The organism is Allosphingosinicella sp., from assembly GCF_046295735.1.
In the GTDB taxonomy this organism is placed as follows: Bacteria; Pseudomonadota; Alphaproteobacteria; order Sphingomonadales; family Sphingomonadaceae; genus Allosphingosinicella.
In genome coordinates, this window is the sequence record NZ_JBKBMQ010000007.1 from 48,152 (window position 1) to 63,571 (window position 15,420).

The following is a 15,420-nucleotide window of genomic DNA, read 5'->3' on the forward strand; positions in this document are numbered from 1 at the left end:
CTAGTTAGGGCGCCGCAGCCGCCCGCCAAGGAGCGAGAATGAACCTTCCCTTCGTCCGCCCCGACGTGCGGGCCTTCCTCGATTATCTGAACCGGCTTCCCGGCCCGCGCAGCCACGAAGTCTCCCCGCCCGAGGCTCGGGAGATGATGATGAAGTCGCGCTGGGTGGCCGACTCGCCGGTCGGCGAGCTGGCGGTGATCCGCGATCTCGCCTGCCCGGGACCGGCGGGCGACATCCGCCTCCGCCTCTACGAGGCCCGGGAGGAGCGCGGGCCGGGTCCGCTGCTCGTCTTCTACCATGGCGGCGGCTTCGTGCTGGGCGATCTCGACACGCACGAGCCGTTCTGCGCCGAGCTTGCGCGGCTGATCGACCTGCCCGTGGTCGCGGTCGACTACAGGCTGGCGCCGGAGCATCCCTGGCCGGCGGGACCCGAGGACGCGATCGCGGCCGCCCGCTGGATCGCCGCCAGCGGGGCGGAGCTGGGGCGCGAGGCGACCGGCATCGTCACCTGCGGCGACAGCGCGGGCGGCAATCTGGCGATCGTCGCCAGCCTCGCGCTCCGCGACGCGCCGGCGGCGGTGCCGGTGATCGCCCAATGGCCGATCTACCCGGCCGCGGACCCTGCCAAGGGTTATCCGAGCTTCGAGGATTTCGGCGAGGGCTATCTGCTGACGCGCGACGGCATGCGCTGGTTCGACCGGTGCTACGCGCCCGACGCGAAGGACTGGCGCTATGCGCCGATGCGCAAGAGCCAGGCCGGTATGCCACCGACCCTGGTCGTCACCGCCTCGCTCGATCCGATCCGCGACCAGGGCCGCGCCTATGCCGCGGCCTGCGCCGCCGCGGGCGTCCCGACCGTGTTTCTGGAAGCGGAAGGGAACATCCACGGCTTCATCAACTTGAGGAAGGCGATCCCCTCCTCCGACGGAGACATCAAGAGGTGCGTCGACATGCTGAAGCTGCTGATCGCCGGTGCGGCACGATGAGCAAGGGAGACTGGTGGTGACCGACCGCGACGCCCTGCCCTATCGTCCCGCCGCGGGCGTGATGCTGATCAACCCCGAGAACAAGGTGTTCGTCGCCCAACGGCTCGATTCGACGCTGGAGGCCTGGCAGATGCCGCAGGGCGGTCTCGACCCCGGCGAGGATCCGCTCACCGGCGCGCTGCGCGAGCTGGAGGAGGAGACCGGGATCGCCCCCGCTCATGTGGAGGTGATCGCGCGCTGCGCCGAACCGCTTTACTACGATCTGCCGGACGATCTGCTCGGCAAGATCTGGAAGGGACGCTATCGCGGGCAGCAGCAGCATTGGTTTCTCGCCCGCTTCACCGGCACCGACGCGGACGTGAACATCGAAACTGCGCACCCGGAATTCCGCGCCTGGCGCTGGGCCGATCCCGCCGACCTGCCGGCGATGATCGTGCCCTTCAAGAAGAAGCTGTACGAAGACGTGCTCGCCGCCTTCCGCGACTTTCTCTAGCCGCGGTCGGCGTCCGCCTCGGCAAGCGCCTGGCCGAGGATCCGTTCGGCTTCGGCGAACAAGTCGGGATCGACCTCGGCGCCCGAGGCAGCGGCATTTTCCTCCACCTGTTCGGGACGCGAGGCGCCGATGATCGCGGAGGCGACGTTGGGCTCGCGCAGCACCCAGGCGAGCGCGAACTGGGCGAGGCTCAGCCCGGCCTGCGCGGCGATCGGCTTCATTTGCTGGACCGCCACGAGCACCGGGCGTTGCATCAGCCGGTCGATGAAGCCGCCCATCTCCTCGCTGGTCGCGCGGGTGCCGGGCGGCGGCGGGGCGTCGGGATCATATTTGCCGGTGAGCACGCCCTGGCCGAGTGGGGACCAGACGATCTGCGAAATGCCGTTCGCCGCGCAAACCGGGATCACCTCTTCCTCCGGCCGCCGCCACATCAGCGAATATTGCGGCTGGCTGGACACGAAGCGGGCGACGCCGGTCATCTCCGCCGCCGCGCGGATGCGCTCGGCCGGCCATTCGGAAAAGCCGAGATAGCGCACCTTGCCGCTGTCGACGGCGCGGGTCAGCGCCTCCATCGTCTCCTCGAGCGGCGTGTCCCAATCGTAGCGGTGGCATTGATAGAGATCGACATGATCGGTGCGCAGGCGCCGGAGCGAAGCGTCGAGCTGCTTCTCGATCTGGGCGCGCGACAGGCCGCGATCCTCGTCGGTCATCGGGAAGAACAGCTTGGTCGCGAGCACATAGCTGTCGCGCGGCCGGTCCGCGAGCGCCCCGCCGAGGAAGGTCTCCGCCGCGCCGTGGCCGTAAATGTTGGCCGTGTCGATGAAGTTGATGCCGACGTCGAACGCGCGGTCGAGGCAGGCCCGCGCCTTGTCCGCCTCCACCCCGACCCCATAGGTGAGCCAGGAGCCCAGGGAGATTTCCGAGACGTCGAGATCGCTGGATCCGAGACGGCGATAGCGCATGGTGGGTCTCCTCTTCGGGGCCCCGCTCCTCGGCCAGGGCGCGGCGGATTGCAAGCCGCCGTTGCGGCTCCGTTCCGGATTGCCAAGCCGGCGCTTTACGTTAAGGTCAAGCGCATGGCTCTCCTCCCTCCCCTCGATCGCCTGCGGCTTCCCGTCATCGGTGCGCCGCTGTTCATCGTCTCGAATCCCGACCTGGTGATCGCCCAGTGCAAGGCGGGAATCGTCGGCTCCTTCCCGGCGCTCAATGCGCGGCCGCAGTCGCTGCTCGACGAATGGCTTCACCGCATCACCGAGGAACTCGCCGCCTGGGACCGCGACAATCCGGACCGCCCAGCCGCGCCGTTCGCGGTCAACCAGATCGTCCACCGCTCCAACGCCCGTCTTCAAGAGGACATGGCGACCTGCGAGAAGTGGAAGGTGCCGATCGTCATCACGTCGCTCGGCGCCCTCGTCGAGGTCAACCAGGGCGTGCACGGCTGGGGCGGGATCACGCTGCACGACATCATCAACGACCGCTTCGCCCGCAAGGCGGTGGACAAGGGCGCGGACGGCCTGATCGCCGTCGCGGCCGGCGCCGGCGGCCATGCGGGGCGCCTGTCCCCCTTCGCCCTGGTGCAGGAGATCCGCGAGTGGTTCGACGGGCCGCTCATCCTGTCGGGGGCGATCGCCAACGGCCATGCCATCCTCGCCGCGCTCGCGATGGGGGCGGACCTCGGCTATATCGGATCGCCGTTCATCGCCACCGCGGAAGCCAATGCCGACGCCGCCTACAAGCAGGGGATCGTCGAGGGGCGGGCGGACGACATCGTCTATTCGAGCCTGTTCACCGGGGTGCACGGAAACTATCTGCGCCGCTCGATCGAGGCGGCGGGGCTCGATCCCGACAATCTGCCCGAAGGCGATCTCAAGACGATGAACTTCGGAACCGGCGACGGCAGCAAGGCCAAGGCCTGGCGCGACATCTGGGGTTCGGGCCAAGGCATCGGCGCGGTGCGCGAGGTGCTCCCCGCGTCCGACTATATCGCGCGGCTCGCCGCCGAACTCGAGGCGGCGAAGGCGGAGCTCAGGGCAAAGGCCTACTGATCTCGGCGAAGGCGCGCCGCCATTCCTCTGGCAGCGGCACCGGCCGCCGGCTCTCGCGGCCGACATAGACATGGGTGAAATGCCCCTCGGCCGCCGCGTCCCCGCTGCCCGCCGCGAACACGCCGAGCCGGTAGGTGACGCTGGACGTCCCGATCCGCGCGACCGCCATGCCGATGTCCACCGGCTCGGGATAAGCGAGCGACGCGGCGTAGCGGCAGCCGGTTTCCACCACCAGGCCGATCGGATCTCCCGCGGCGATGTCGAGCAGACCCGCCTCGATCAGCCAGGCGTTCACCGCCGTGTCGAACCAGCCATAATAGACCGTGTTGTTGACATGGCCGTAGGCGTCGTTGTCGGACCAGCGCGTGCCGATCCGGCGCCACACGGCATAGGCGTCGCGGCCGGCGAGCGGCGCCCGGCTCACAGCGCCGCCTCATAGAGGCGCCGCGCATCGGCCTCGCCGATCGGGCAGGGATTGTTGATCAGCAGCCGTTCCTGCTTCATCGCCTCCCGTGCCAGCAGATCGAGATGATGTCGTACGACGCCCACCTCCCGCAGCCGCTGCGGCAGGCCGGCCGCGCGCGACAGGCGCTCGAGCCGGGCGACGAAGCCTCGCGCCTGCGCCTGTCGCCCCTCCGAAGCCAGCGCCGGGTCGAGCAGCCGCCCGAGTTCCGCGTAAAGCGGCATCGCGGCGGCCATGTTGTGCGCGAGGACGTGCGGCAGCATCAGCGCGTTCGACAGGCCGTGCGGCACATGGAAATGACCGCCCAGCGGATAAGCGAGGGCATGCACTCCCGCGACCGGCGCGTTGGCGAAAGCGACGCCGGCGAGATGCGCGGCGAGCAGCATCGCGCCGCGCGCCTCCACATCGTCCGGACGGTCGCAGACGCGCAGCAGGTTCGCGTCGAGCAGCCGCAGCGACTCGCGCGCCAGCAGGTCCGACATCGGGTTCTTGAGCCGGGCCGAGGTGTAAGCCTCGATCGCGTGGACCATCGCGTCGATGCCGGTCGCGGCCGTCACGTGGCGCGGCAGCCCCAGCGTCAGCTCGGCGTCGAGGATTGCCCAATCGGCGATCAGGGCAGGGCTGCTCACGCCCTTCTTCTCGCTTTCCCCCACGGTGATGATCGTGACCGGCGTCGCCTCCGATCCGGTGCCGGCGGTGGTGGGGACGAGCGCCAGCGGCAGCTTTCGACCCAAGGCCTTGCCCACGCCCCACAGGCGGTCCAATTCCTCGCCCGTTGCGACGAGATAGGCGGCGAGCTTCGCCACATCCATCGGGCTGCCGCCGCCGAAGCCGACCACCGAGGCGCAGCCCTCGCCGGCCGCCACCGCCTTCATCAGCGTGGCGCGGGAGGGATCCTGCTCGACATCGTCGAACAGGACGGCTTCGATGCCGGCCGCTTCGAGCGCGGCCAGCGCCGGTTCGGCAAGGCCGAGGCCCCGCACCACCGCGTCGGTCACGAACAGGCATCGACCCGGAGGAAGCAGGTCGCCGAGCCGGCGCGCGGAGCCGGGGCCGGAGATCAGCCGTGGCCCGTAGTGGAATTCGTAACCGCCCATACGCCCCGTCTAGCCTCCCCCCGCCGCAACTCAAGCGGGCGGCGTGCTCAGAGGGAGCGTTGCAGGCGACTGATGAGGCCGCGCGCCGGGCTCGGCTGGGGTTCCGGGCTGCCGACCCCTTCGTCGAGCCGGCTGACGCGGTCGTACAGTTCCTCGCTCGCGCGGATCAGCGCCTGGGCGGGTTCGGGAAGGCGGGGGAAGAGCGCCTCGTCGCTGCCAGGCGCCTCGCCCAGCCGCCGTTCCGGCGCCCGCCCCTGGCGCCGGCTGATCTCGCCCGCGGCCACGGCGCGCTGGGTCAGCAGCCAGGCGATGACCTGCATAAGCCGGGTCGTGACCTTCAGCGACTCGCAGGAAAAGCCGACCCGAGCGACCGGCTCCAGATCGCGCCGGTCCTCGCGCGCGGCCTCGTCGAAATAAGCGCGCGCCTCGTCCGCGAGCAGCATCGCCTCGACATAGAGCGAGTCGACCAGCTTCGGGGTGAGCTCCGCATGGTTGGGGCCGGACATCCGGCCTTCATGCCACAGGCCGAGCCACCGCCGGAACCTCGAAAAACGGTTAAGGCCGGCGAGCGGAGCCGCTCAGGCGATGATGTCCGGAATCAGGGCATCTTCGAGGACGGCGATTTCATCCTTCAGCCTGAGCTTGCGCTTCTTGAGGCGGGCGAGCTGCAGCTGGTCGGGGCCCGGCATTTCGCGCAAGGCGGCGATCGCGGAGTCGAGATCGCGATGCTCCATCTTCAAATGCGCGAGCCGCGCCGCCGTCTCCGCCCGATCCGCCTCGATGATGCCCTGTTCCATATCCGTCCCGCTCCACATGCGGCCCCGCATCGGCTATAGATAGAACCTCAACGGGTTGTCGTACATATCCGTATGGCCGTCCCGAAGGAGGGAGACAAAGAAGGTCCCGGGTGATTTAATCCCCAGTGCAAGACCAGAGCAGAGGAGAAGCGAATGCAACAGGCTCATATGTCGGCTCTTCAGACCAAGCATGCCGGCCTCGACGCGCGCATCGCCGAGGAGAACCAGCGGCCCATGCCCGACACAGCCCTGATCGCCCGCCTCAAGAAAGAGAAGTTGAGGATCAAGGAAGAGATTACGGGTCTCTAGGAGACCCTGCACCGCCCCGGCCCGCCGCGACTCGGCGCCGGCCGGGGCGAACCCATCCCGCCAAGTCCGCGCCAGCCGTAACAGCCGTCAAAGCGCCGCCCCGGACGCCTCGGATGAGCCGGCCTTTCGCAAGCGGGAGGCGCACGGGACGCCTCCGCACCATCGATCAATCGTCGCGGGAAATCCGCTCCTGACGCTCGTGGCGCTCCTGCGCCTCGACCGTCATGGTGGCGATCGGACGCGCTTCCAGGCGGCCGAGCGAGATCGGCTCACCGGTCACTTCGCAATAGCCATATTCGCCGGTGTCGATCCGGCGCAGCGCCGCGTCGATCTTCGCGATCAGCTTGCGCTGCCGGTCGCGGGTGCGCAGTTCGATGCCCCAGTCGGTCTCGCTCGACGCGCGGTCCGTGACGTCTGCCTCGCGGATCGGGCCGCTCTTGAGCTGCGCCATCGTGTCGCGCGATTCGCGGATGATCGACTCTTTCCAGTCGAGCAGCTTCTGCCGGAAATAGGCGAGCTGCAGAGGGTTCATGAAGTCTTCGTTGGCGCCCGGGCGGTAGCCGACGGGCAGCGGCGGCAGGTGCGCGCCGTATTGCGGTTCGTAAACGTCACTAAGAGCCGTTGCCATAACCCCTCCACTCCTCGCCGCGGCCGACCGGCCGTCCGGCAATCCTTTAGAGCGCCGCCCCGCTGTACTCCGCGGTGGTCGGCACTTGCCCCAGCGCGCCTATAGCTTCACGCGAGCCACATCACAAGTCACTCAAAAAGCATGTGAAACATCTTCGGCTTTTCGAGAGGGAGCGTGACATTTTTACCAGCTGCGCGGCTCTTCCACGCCGCTTTTCACGGGCCGCCGCGCGCCGATCGCCGCGAATCGGCGGCGGCGATTCGAATCGTGCCGGACGCCGCTCCGTTAACCATGTTGTGGACTGCGCAAGCGCAAGAAATTCTTCATCCCTCCCCCGGCTCTGTCCCCATCTGGCACGGAAGCGCGAAGACGGGGCACCAACGAGCCATTTCAGGGCGAAAACATAGTTAACGCCATTGCACTTAAACCAATCGTTTGCATGTCATGGCCAATAGCCGATCGCACCGGCGGATATTGGAACAACCTTATCCATCGGTCCCGGCCAAGGAACAGGGTGCTGATATGTCCGTACGAATGGCTTTGGCGAAATTGTGCGCTTGCACTTGCGGCGGCGCCATCCTCGGCGGCGGCGCGGTCCACGTGGCGGAGAACCCGCCGGCCCGGCCCGCGATCGTCAAGCAGGCGAAGGCGAAGCCCGCGCCCACGGTGCAGCGCAAGGCTGCCGCCAAGCAGCAGCGCCGGACGGTGCGGCGGACGGTGCGGCGCACCGAATGCGTCGTGACGCCCAGCCAGACGGTCACCACCCGGACGGTTTCCTACCCGGCGGCGGCGCCGGCGGCCTTCGTGCCCCCGCCCCCTCCGCCCGCCTTCGCTCCGCCGGTGGCCGGCGGCGGCGGGCCGCCGATCGTGATCGGCGGCGGCGGCGGCGGCTTCGGCGGCGGTTTCGGCGGCGGCTTCTTCAGCGGCGGCTTCTTCGGCGGCGGCGGATCGAACAATGCGATCTTCACCGCGTCGACCAGCACGTCCACGTCGACCGGCGGCATTTCGACCGGCGGAGTCTCCACCTCGACATCGACCGGCGGCAGCTCGACCTCGAGCGGCGTGTCCACCTCCACGGGAGGCGTCTCGACGTCGACCGGCGGCGTGTCCACCTCGACCGGCGGCGTCTCGACCTCCACCTCCACGGGGGGCGTGTCCACCTCCACCGGCGGCGTCTCGACGTCGAGCGGCAACGTGTCCACCTCGAGCGGCGTTTCGACGTCGAGCGGCAACGTCTCGACCTCCAGCGGTGTGTCGAGCGCATCGAGCGCCAGCAGCTCCAGCTCGTCGTCGAGCAGCTCCTCGAGTTCCAGCAGCTCCGCGTCCGGCGGTGGCGGCGGCAGCACGGGCGGCAAGCCCCACAAACCGCCGCACAAGCCGCCGCACGGCGGAAGCAGCGGGTCGTCGGCCAGCAGCGCGTCCTCGGCGAGCAGCGCTTCGTCGGCGAGCGGATCGTCGGGCGGGTCGACCGGAAGCGGCGGTTCGTCGGCGAGCAGCGCGTCCTCCGCGAGCAGCGCCTCCTCGGCGAGCAGCACGTCGAGCAGCTTCGGCGGCGGCACCTCGACCTCTTCCACCAGCGCGAGTTCGGCGTCCTCCGCCTCCTCGGCGTCGTCGGCTTCCTCGGCCTCTTCGGCCTCTTCGGCATCGACGTCGAGCGGCGGCTCGACCGGCGGTTCGACCGGCGGCACGCCGATCCCTGCCCCGCCGATGATCCTTCTGTTCGGCGCCGCCGCGGCGGCGTTGGTCGCGCGTCAACGGCTCGCACGCAAGGAGGGCTGAACGGCGCGCAAAGAAGAGGCCGCGCCCCCAGCTTCTCCCGGGGACGCGGCCTTTTTCGTGCGCGCTTTCCTGCGCGGCAGCCTTATTCGGTGGCGGCGCCGCCGGCGGCCGCCTCGAGCTCGGCCGCGGTCATCGCGATCACTGGGCCGTTCGGGCCGCGCGCGAAGGCGCTGAGCGGGAGACGCACCAGCCGCTCGCTGGCGAGCCGGATGGTCGCATGCTCCGCGTCCGCCTCGGTGATCGTGCCGACCTCGCCGCCGGACGTGTCGCGCACGGTGGCGCCGGACGTGGCGACCGGCCCCTGATTCTGGAGCTCGCGCTCCACCGCCTCGTTCACCTGCGCGCGGGTCATCGCCATGATGTAGCCGCCATTGTGCGCGGTGAAGGACGCGGCGGGCAGCCGCACGTCGTGTCGGTCGGTCCGCAGGATCACGAAATCGCCGTCCACCGAAGCGATGGTGCCGACTTCGCCGCCTTCGGTGTCGTTGACGGTGGCGCCGGCGCGCATGACGGCTTCGGCGCCGGCGGCGGCGGGAGCCGCCTGATCCTGGGCGAAGGCGGGAGCACCGGCCGCGCACAGCAAGGCGGCGGCGGCGGCGGAAGCGAGGGTCCTGTTACCGAAAATCATGATCTCTCCTGGTTTTGCTTTTTCCATCTTATTGCGCCTGAAGGATTTTTTCAATTTCCTCGACCGGATGGCCGGTCAGGTCCTTGGCGACCTCGCCGGCGAGGCGCTTTTCCACTTCCTTGTGGTAATGCTTTCTGAGCTCCCCCAGCGTCTTCGGCGGTGCCACCACGATCAGCGATTCGAAGTCGTTGCGCAAGGCCCAGCGCTTCAGCATCTCGGCCGTTTCCTGGGCGAAGCGGTCTTCCTCGAGCTGGTGGAAATCGGTGTCCTCATAGGCGCTGCGGCCCGGCCCCGGCGCGTGGCGCCGCCCGGCCTCGTCGGTCTTCTGCTCGCGATTGGGCGGATTGTCCTGCTCGCGTTTGCGCTCGACCTGCAGCTTGGGAAAATCGGCATCTCCTTCGTTCCGGAAGAACAGCATCTTCTCTCCATCGGCGACGACGACGAAGCTGTTGTGCGGAACCTGCATCAAATACCTCCTTCATGGCTATGACCGACCAACGAAGGAACAGCCGCGATAGTTGCCCCGGAGCGGCTTGCCACGAGGGCGGCCGGGCGGCATGAACGCGGGGCGATGCGGATCCTCCTCACGAACGACGACGGCGTGAACGCGCCCGGGCTGAAGGTGCTCGAACGGATCGCCCGCACCTTTTCCGACGACATCTGGATCGTCGCCCCTACCGAGGAGCAATCGGGCGCGGGCCATTCGCTGACGCTGACCGTGCCGGTGCGACTGCGCAAGCTTGGCGAGCGGCGCTTCTGCGTGACCGGAACGCCCACCGACTCGGTGATGATGGCGATCGCGCATCTGATGAAGGAGGAGCGACCCGATCTGATCCTCTCCGGAGTCAATCGCGGCGCCAATCTGGGCGAGGACGTCACCTATTCCGGCACCGTGTCGGCGGCGATGGAAGGCGCGCTCGCCGGCATTCCGTCGATCGCGCTCAGCCAGTCCTATGCCCGCGAAGGCATGGGCGACACGGTGCCGTTCGCCGCCGCCGAGGCCTGGGCGGAGCGGGTGCTGGCGCCGCTGATCGCGACGCCCATGGCGCCGCGCACCCTGGTCAACGTCAACTTCCCGGCCCTCCCACCGTACGCGGTTCGAGGCATCCGCGTGGTGCGTCAGGGGCTGCGCGACTATGGCCGGCTCCGCATCGACAAGCGCACCGATCCGCGCGGCTACAATTATTACTGGTTCGGTCTCGGGCCGATGATCGAGACGCCGGGCCATGCGACCGACCTCGAAGCGGTGGCGGACGGCTATGTCGCGGTGACCCCGCTCCACCTCGATCTCACCCACGAACCTTCGCTTGCCGTCATGGCGGGCATGTATAGCTGATGCGCCAGCGCCAGCCTCCGCGCGGGCCGGACCAGATCCTGCTACGCCGCAAGCCTTCGGTCACCGGCTGGGCCTCCGTCGCTTGGCGGGTGGCGGCGGTGTTCGGTCTGCTGGCCTTCGCGATCGCCGTCCACTGGTTCGAACGCGACGGTTTGCACGACGAGCTCGACGGGCATGTCAGCTTCCTCGACGTCATCTATTTCACGATGATCAGCATCACCACCACCGGCTACGGCGACATCGTGCCGATCAACGATCGCACGCGCATGTTCGACGCGCTGGTGGTGACGCCGATCCGGGTGGTGTTCGTGCTGATCTTCATCGGCACGGCCTATACGTTCGTGATCCGGCGCAGTTGGGACAGATGGATTATGGCACGGCTTCAACGAAAACTCGAAGGCCACATCATCGTGGCCGGCTACGGCACGTCCGGGTCCGACGCGGTCGACGAACTGATCGCGCGCGGCACCGACCCGCGCGAGATCGTGGTGATCGACCCGAACCCCGCCGCGCTGGCCCGCGCCGAATCGCTCGGCTGCATGGTGCTCGAGGCGGACGCGACCCGCGACCGCACGCTGGAGGCCGCCAAGGTGGAAAGCGCCAAGGCGATGATCATTTCGGGCGGCCGGGACGACACTTCGATCCTCATCTGCCTCACCGCCCGCCACCTCGCGCCAAACCTCCACATTTCGATCGCCGTCCGCGCCGAAGACAACGAGATACCGGCCAAGCAGGCAGGCGCGACCACGGTGATCAACCCGGTGAGCTTCGCGGGCCTGCTGCTCGCCGGCTCGGCCGGAGGTCCCAAGATTTCCGATTATCTGGCCGATCTGGCTTCCGCCCACGGGCGGGTCCGGCTGGCGGAGCGCGACGTGCGCGCGGACGAGTGCGGCAAGTCGCTCACCGAGATCGCAACCGGTCTGGGCGTGCGCGTCTATCGCGATGGCCGCCCCTACGGCTTCTGGGAGGAAGAGGTGACATCGCTGTGCACCGGCGACCGGATCGTCGAGATCGTACCCGGCGGCCCGCACGAATTCCGCGACGCGCGCAAAGCGGCGAAGCGCGATTAGGTGATCCGCCGGCGCTTCGGATCGGCCCTCACCAGCTTCGACACATTGGTGCCGAAGGATCGCGCCGGCCGCCGCGTCGCGGCCGACCTCCGCTACGGCGATCACCCGCGGCACGTTTACGACCTCTATGCGCCGCGCCGCGCCCGCGGGCCGCTGCCGATCATCCTCTTCTTCTACGGCGGTTCCTGGGCATCGGGCCTGCGCCAGGGCTACCGCTTCGTCGGGCGTGCGCTGGCGGCGCGCGGCTTCCTCGTCGCCATTCCCGATTATCGCCTGGTGCCGGAAGTGCGCTTTCCCGCCTTCCTGGAGGACGGCGCCGCGGCCTTCGCGGCCGTGCGGGATCGAGCACGGGACCATGGCGGCGATCCGGACCGGATCGTGCTCGCCGGTCATTCGGCCGGCGCCTGGATGGCGGCGATGCTGGCGCTGGACAGGCGCTGGCTGGCACGAGGTCATGATGCGGTACGCGGCCTCGTCGGCATCGCCGGGCCGTACGATTTCCTGCCTCTGTCCGGTCCCGTGACGCAGGCGGCGTTCGGGGGCGCGGGGGATCTCGATGCGACCCAGCCCGTCGCATTCGCCGGCCCGCACGCGCCCCCGGCCCTGCTCCTGCATGGCGAACGGGATGCGACGGTGAAGCCCCGCAACAGCACCCGCCTCGCCGGCCTGCTCCGGGAAGCCGGGGCAGACGCCGAGGCACGTCTCTACCCCGGCATCGGCCATGTCGCGATCCTGACCGCCCTTGCGCTGCCCTTCCGCCGCCGCGCACCCGTCCTCGCCGACCTCGCAGACTTCGCGCGCCGCTGCACCATGGACAGGGCGGCGGCCGGCTTATAGCTGAAGCAAGAGGAGTGCGGGGCATGAACATCGACAGGCGGACCTTCATCGCGGCGGCGGGCGCGGGCGCGCTCACCGCGCCGACCGCGCTGCGTGCCGAACCGACGCGCGACATGATCGTCGTCAATGCGCTCGGCGGCCTCTCCAATCCCAACCGCCGGCCGGAGGGCCCCTCCTCCACCACCGGCGTCGACGGGGTTCGCCGCCAAGGGATCGAGCAGCGCGTGATCGACGATGCCCGGACGGCCGGCCTCACCGCCGTCAACGTGACGCTCGGCTATGTCGCCGGCGACATGGAGCCGTTCGAGCACAGCGTCCGCGAGATCGGCATCTGGGACTGGCGCATCCGCGAGCGACCGGGCGACCTCCTCAAGGTGCTGACCGCCGCCGACATCGGCCGCGCCCACGCGGATAGGCGGATCGGCATCATCTACGGCTTCCAGAACGCCGAGATGCTGGGCGACGACGTGACCCGCGCCGACATTTTCGCCGATCTGGGCGTGCGCATCGTCCAGCTCACCTACAATCCCGTCAATCGCTTCGGCGGCGGCGCGATGGCGCCGGCCGACACGCCGCTGACCGAGCTCGGTCGCGCCGCGATCGCGCGCCTCAACGACAACCGGCTGATGGTCGATCTGTCGCATAGCGGCGAGCGCACCTGTCTCGAGGCCGCCCGCGCCTCGCGCCAGCCGATCTCGATCAACCACACCGGCTGCCGCGCGCTCACCGACCTGCCGCGCAACAAGACCGACGCCGAGCTGCGCCTGGTCGCCGAGCGCGGCGGCTTCGTCGGCATCTATTTCATGCCGTTCCTCAGTCCCCGCAGCGTCGCCACCGCCGCCGACGTGGTCGCCCATCTCGTCCATGCGGTGCAGGTCTGCGGCGAGGATCATGTCGGGATCGGCACCGACGGCGGCACGACCGGCATCGACGACATGACCGACTTCCGCGCCCGCATCGCCGAGCAGATCGCCCGCCGCCGCGCCTCCGGCATCGGTGCGACCGGCGAGAATGCCGACACCCTGCCCTTCGTCGAGGAGCTCAGCGGCCCAAGCCAGTTCCGCGACCTCGCCGCCCGGCTCGACCGGCACGGCTGGACGACCGGCCGGATCGAGAAGGTGATGGGCCTCAACTTCCTGCGCTATGCGCGCGAGGTGTGGGGCGCGTGAGCGACGCCTTCGTCGCCTTCGTCAATTCGGTGTTCGTGCCGGTCGGGCTGATGCTGATCATGTTCAGCATGGGCCTCACGCTGGCGCTGCGCGATTTCGGCCTGGTCGCGAAAGGCGGCCCGCTGGTCGCGGCGGGGCTCGGCGGACAGCTCCTGCTGCTGCCGTTGCTCGGCCTCGCCATCGGCTGGGTGTTCGCCCTTCCGCCGGAGCTCGCGCTCGGCCTTTTCATCATCTCGATCTGCCCGGCGGGCACCACCTCCAACGCGCTCACCTTCATCGGCCGCGGCAATGTCGCGCTGGCGGTGGTGCTGACCGCTCTGTCGAGCCTCGTCACCGTCTTCACCATCCCGGTCCTGCTGAGCTGGGCCTTGCCCTTCTTCCTCGGCGAAGGCGGCGACGTGCCGACCCTGTCCGTGCCCGACACTATCCTCCAACTCGTGCGGATCACGGTGCTTCCGATCGCGGCCGGCATGCTGGTCCACCGCTTCGCCCCGGCTTTTGCCGCGAGGCTCGCGCGCTGGCTCAGGCCGGTGGCGCTCGTCGTGCTGGTCGGCGTGATCGGCTTCGCGGTCGCGGTCAGTTTCAACATGGTGCTGCAGAATCTGGTCGGCGCCGGGCCCGCTCTGTGGACCCTGAACGCCGTGGCGACGATCGCCGGCATGCTGATCGGGCGGGCGGTCGGCGCCTCGCCCAAGGACGCGATGACGCTCGGCATCGAGGTCGGCGTCCAGAATGCGACGCTCGCCATCTTCCTGACGCTGACCGTGCTCGGTAGCCTGCCGCTCGCCGTCAGCCAGAACATCTACGGCGTCGTCATGCTGCTCAACGGCTTCCTCCTCATCCGCTGGTTCCGGATGCGCGAGCGGCGGACGTGAACCTGCCCTTCATCGACGCCGAGGAGGTGGCGGCGCGCCTTCCGTATTCGGTCTGCATCCCGCTGATGAAGGAGGCGATGACCGCCCTTTCCGCCGGCCGTACGCGCCAGCTGCTCCGGTCGATCCTCGATCTGCCCGGCGGCCGCGCCTTCGGCGTCATGCCCGGCGCACTGGACGGCGGCGCGTTCGGCGCCAAACTGATCAGCGTCTTTCCCGGAAAGGAACCTTCGCACCAGGGGCTGGTCGTGCTGTTCGATCCGGACAGCGGCGCCCCGTCGGCGGTGATCGAGGCGGGCGAGCTCACCGCCATCCGCACCGCGGCCGCTTCGGCCGCCGCCACCGACGCCCTCGCCCGGCCCGATGCGACCCGGCTCGCCATCCTCGGCACCGGCGAGCAGGCCCGCCGCCATGTCGAGGCGATCCGCGAAGTGCGCGCGATCGATCGTGTCGCGATCTGGGGCCGCGACCGCGACCGCGCCGCGGCGCTGGCGGAGAGCCTCGGCGTCGAGCCGGCGGCGACCGTCGATGAGGCGGTCGCGGGGGCCGACATCGTCTGCGCCGTCACCGCCGCCGAACAACCGATCCTGTTCGACGTTCCGGAAGGCGCCCATGTCAACGCGGTCGGCTCCAGCCGCGACGGTCCGGTCGAGATCGCGCCGGCGCTGGTCGCCCGCTGCCGCTTCTTCGCCGACCATGCGGAGGGCGTGCGGGTCCAAGGCGCCGAGTTCCGCGCCGCGCTCGCCGCCGGCCTGATCGGCGAGGGCCATCTGCTCGGCGAAATCGGCCAGGTTTTCGCGGGCACTTTGCCGGGGCGCACGTCGCCGCAGGACGTCACCATCTACAAGTCGCTCGGCAGCATCGTCCAGGACCTCGCCGCGGCGGCGTTCTTGGTTGGTGGCGAAACCTAG

19 protein-coding genes are annotated in these 15,420 nt (G+C 69.2%); 10 read left to right on the forward strand and 9 right to left on the reverse strand.

Annotated features, from left to right (window positions below):
* The first annotated feature begins 38 nt into the window (after positions 1-38).
* The gene (locus ACK4K7_RS07920) at positions 39-986 is read left to right on the forward strand and encodes an alpha/beta hydrolase (RefSeq protein ID WP_431864979.1); all 948 of its coding nucleotides are present in this window, start codon (positions 39-41) and stop codon (positions 984-986) included.
* Positions 987-1,047: 61 nt separating this feature from the next.
* Positions 1,048-1,479 (forward strand): RNA pyrophosphohydrolase, encoded by a 432-nt coding sequence (locus ACK4K7_RS07925; RefSeq protein ID WP_431865224.1) that lies wholly within the window; start codon positions 1,048-1,050, stop codon positions 1,477-1,479.
* Here ACK4K7_RS07925 and ACK4K7_RS07930 read toward each other — a convergent pair.
* Positions 1,476-2,441 (reverse strand): aldo/keto reductase family protein, encoded by a 966-nt coding sequence (locus tag ACK4K7_RS07930; RefSeq protein ID WP_431864981.1) that lies wholly within the window; start codon positions 2,439-2,441, stop codon positions 1,476-1,478. The two genes, ACK4K7_RS07925 and ACK4K7_RS07930, sit on opposite strands and share 4 nt — an antisense overlap.
* A 114-nt stretch (positions 2,442-2,555) precedes the next feature.
* On the opposite strand from ACK4K7_RS07930, the gene ACK4K7_RS07935 reads away from it, so the two are divergent.
* A complete protein-coding gene (locus ACK4K7_RS07935) occupies positions 2,556-3,524 on the forward strand; it encodes an NAD(P)H-dependent flavin oxidoreductase (RefSeq protein ID WP_431864983.1) in 969 nt (322 codons plus the stop codon).
* Here ACK4K7_RS07935 and ACK4K7_RS07940 read toward each other — a convergent pair.
* From ACK4K7_RS07940 to ACK4K7_RS07955, 4 genes are all read right to left on the reverse strand, one after another.
* Positions 3,505-3,948, reverse strand: coding sequence for an acyl-CoA thioesterase (locus ACK4K7_RS07940; protein WP_431864985.1), 444 nt, complete (start codon positions 3,946-3,948; stop codon positions 3,505-3,507). The genes ACK4K7_RS07935 and ACK4K7_RS07940 overlap by 20 nt on opposite strands.
* Positions 3,945-5,084 carry an iron-containing alcohol dehydrogenase gene (locus tag ACK4K7_RS07945; protein ID WP_431864987.1) on the reverse strand — a complete coding sequence of 380 codons (1,140 nt, stop codon included), beginning with the start codon at positions 5,082-5,084 and terminating at the stop codon, positions 3,945-3,947. The genes ACK4K7_RS07940 and ACK4K7_RS07945 overlap by 4 nt, the downstream gene beginning before the upstream one ends.
* 47 nt (positions 5,085-5,131) lie before the next feature.
* On the reverse strand, positions 5,132-5,590 hold the full coding sequence (locus ACK4K7_RS07950; RefSeq protein WP_431864988.1) for a DUF1465 family protein: 459 nt from the start codon (positions 5,588-5,590) through the stop codon (positions 5,132-5,134).
* Between the two features lie 72 nt (positions 5,591-5,662).
* Positions 5,663-5,881 carry a YdcH family protein gene (locus ACK4K7_RS07955; protein WP_431865225.1) on the reverse strand — a complete coding sequence of 73 codons (219 nt, stop codon included), beginning with the start codon at positions 5,879-5,881 and terminating at the stop codon, positions 5,663-5,665.
* Between the two features lie 153 nt (positions 5,882-6,034).
* On the opposite strand from ACK4K7_RS07955, the gene ACK4K7_RS07960 reads away from it, so the two are divergent.
* A complete protein-coding gene (locus tag ACK4K7_RS07960; RefSeq protein WP_431864990.1) occupies positions 6,035-6,190 on the forward strand; it encodes a YdcH family protein in 156 nt (51 codons plus the stop codon).
* Positions 6,191-6,356: 166 nt separating this feature from the next.
* On the opposite strand, the gene dksA is transcribed toward ACK4K7_RS07960, so the two are convergent.
* The 4 genes from dksA to ACK4K7_RS07980 form a co-directional block, all read right to left on the reverse strand.
* The gene (gene dksA / locus ACK4K7_RS07965; RefSeq protein ID WP_431864992.1) at positions 6,357-6,818 is read right to left on the reverse strand and encodes an RNA polymerase-binding protein DksA; all 462 of its coding nucleotides are present in this window, start codon (positions 6,816-6,818) and stop codon (positions 6,357-6,359) included.
* A gap of 776 nt (positions 6,819-7,594) precedes the next feature.
* Positions 7,595-8,506 (reverse strand): hypothetical protein, encoded by a 912-nt coding sequence (locus ACK4K7_RS07970; RefSeq protein ID WP_431864993.1) that lies wholly within the window; start codon positions 8,504-8,506, stop codon positions 7,595-7,597.
* Between the two features lie 173 nt (positions 8,507-8,679).
* Positions 8,680-9,225 (reverse strand): hypothetical protein, encoded by a 546-nt coding sequence (locus ACK4K7_RS07975; protein ID WP_431864995.1) that lies wholly within the window; start codon positions 9,223-9,225, stop codon positions 8,680-8,682.
* Between the two features lie 28 nt (positions 9,226-9,253).
* Complete coding sequence (locus ACK4K7_RS07980) at positions 9,254-9,691, reverse strand: host attachment family protein (RefSeq protein ID WP_431864996.1); 438 nt, start codon at positions 9,689-9,691, stop codon at positions 9,254-9,256.
* 105 nt (positions 9,692-9,796) lie between these two features.
* Here ACK4K7_RS07980 and surE point away from each other — a divergent pair, with 105 nt between their 5' ends.
* Genes surE through ACK4K7_RS08010 form a run of 6 tightly spaced genes read left to right on the forward strand, consistent with a single transcriptional unit; the run spans position 9,797 to position 15,420 of the window.
* Positions 9,797-10,561 (forward strand): 5'/3'-nucleotidase SurE, encoded by a 765-nt coding sequence (gene surE, locus ACK4K7_RS07985; RefSeq protein WP_431864998.1) that lies wholly within the window; start codon positions 9,797-9,799, stop codon positions 10,559-10,561.
* Entirely contained in the window at positions 10,561-11,631 is a 1,071-nt protein-coding gene (locus tag ACK4K7_RS07990; RefSeq protein ID WP_431865000.1) for a potassium channel family protein, read from the forward strand. Before surE ends, ACK4K7_RS07990 begins: the two co-directional genes overlap by 1 nt.
* Complete coding sequence (locus ACK4K7_RS07995; protein ID WP_431865002.1) at positions 11,632-12,468, forward strand: alpha/beta hydrolase; 837 nt, start codon at positions 11,632-11,634, stop codon at positions 12,466-12,468.
* 23 nt (positions 12,469-12,491) lie between these two features.
* On the forward strand, positions 12,492-13,637 hold the full coding sequence (locus ACK4K7_RS08000; RefSeq protein ID WP_431865004.1) for a dipeptidase: 1,146 nt from the start codon (positions 12,492-12,494) through the stop codon (positions 13,635-13,637).
* Positions 13,634-14,512, forward strand: coding sequence for a bile acid:sodium symporter family protein (locus tag ACK4K7_RS08005; RefSeq protein ID WP_431865006.1), 879 nt, complete (start codon positions 13,634-13,636; stop codon positions 14,510-14,512). Before ACK4K7_RS08000 ends, ACK4K7_RS08005 begins: the two co-directional genes overlap by 4 nt.
* Entirely contained in the window at positions 14,509-15,420 is a 912-nt protein-coding gene (locus tag ACK4K7_RS08010; protein WP_431865007.1) for an ornithine cyclodeaminase family protein, read from the forward strand. Before ACK4K7_RS08005 ends, ACK4K7_RS08010 begins: the two co-directional genes overlap by 4 nt.

Bases quoted from the DNA above. Each gene is read 5' to 3' on its own strand.
- ACK4K7_RS07945 (WP_431864987.1), bottom strand. From the start codon at position 5,084: ATGGGCGGTTACGAATTCCACTACGGGCCACGGCTGATCTCCGGCCCC.
- ACK4K7_RS07975 (WP_431864995.1), bottom strand. From the start codon at position 9,225: ATGATTTTCGGTAACAGGACCCTCGCTTCCGCCGCCGCCGCCGCCTTG.
- ACK4K7_RS08000 (WP_431865004.1), top strand. From the start codon at position 12,492: ATGAACATCGACAGGCGGACCTTCATCGCGGCGGCGGGCGCGGGCGCG.
- surE (WP_431864998.1), top strand. From the start codon at position 9,797: ATGCGGATCCTCCTCACGAACGACGACGGCGTGAACGCGCCCGGGCTG.
- ACK4K7_RS07935 (WP_431864983.1), top strand. From the start codon at position 2,556: ATGGCTCTCCTCCCTCCCCTCGATCGCCTGCGGCTTCCCGTCATCGGT.
- dksA (WP_431864992.1), bottom strand. From the start codon at position 6,818: ATGGCAACGGCTCTTAGTGACGTTTACGAACCGCAATACGGCGCGCAC.
- ACK4K7_RS07925 (WP_431865224.1), top strand. From the start codon at position 1,048: ATGCTGATCAACCCCGAGAACAAGGTGTTCGTCGCCCAACGGCTCGAT.
- ACK4K7_RS07930 (WP_431864981.1), bottom strand. From the start codon at position 2,441: ATGCGCTATCGCCGTCTCGGATCCAGCGATCTCGACGTCTCGGAAATC.
- ACK4K7_RS07920 (WP_431864979.1), top strand. From the start codon at position 39: ATGAACCTTCCCTTCGTCCGCCCCGACGTGCGGGCCTTCCTCGATTAT.
- ACK4K7_RS07990 (WP_431865000.1), top strand. From the start codon at position 10,561: ATGCGCCAGCGCCAGCCTCCGCGCGGGCCGGACCAGATCCTGCTACGC.
- ACK4K7_RS07950 (WP_431864988.1), bottom strand. From the start codon at position 5,590: ATGTCCGGCCCCAACCATGCGGAGCTCACCCCGAAGCTGGTCGACTCG.
- ACK4K7_RS07960 (WP_431864990.1), top strand. From the start codon at position 6,035: ATGCAACAGGCTCATATGTCGGCTCTTCAGACCAAGCATGCCGGCCTC.
- ACK4K7_RS07955 (WP_431865225.1), bottom strand. From the start codon at position 5,881: ATGGAACAGGGCATCATCGAGGCGGATCGGGCGGAGACGGCGGCGCGG.
- ACK4K7_RS07980 (WP_431864996.1), bottom strand. From the start codon at position 9,691: ATGCAGGTTCCGCACAACAGCTTCGTCGTCGTCGCCGATGGAGAGAAG.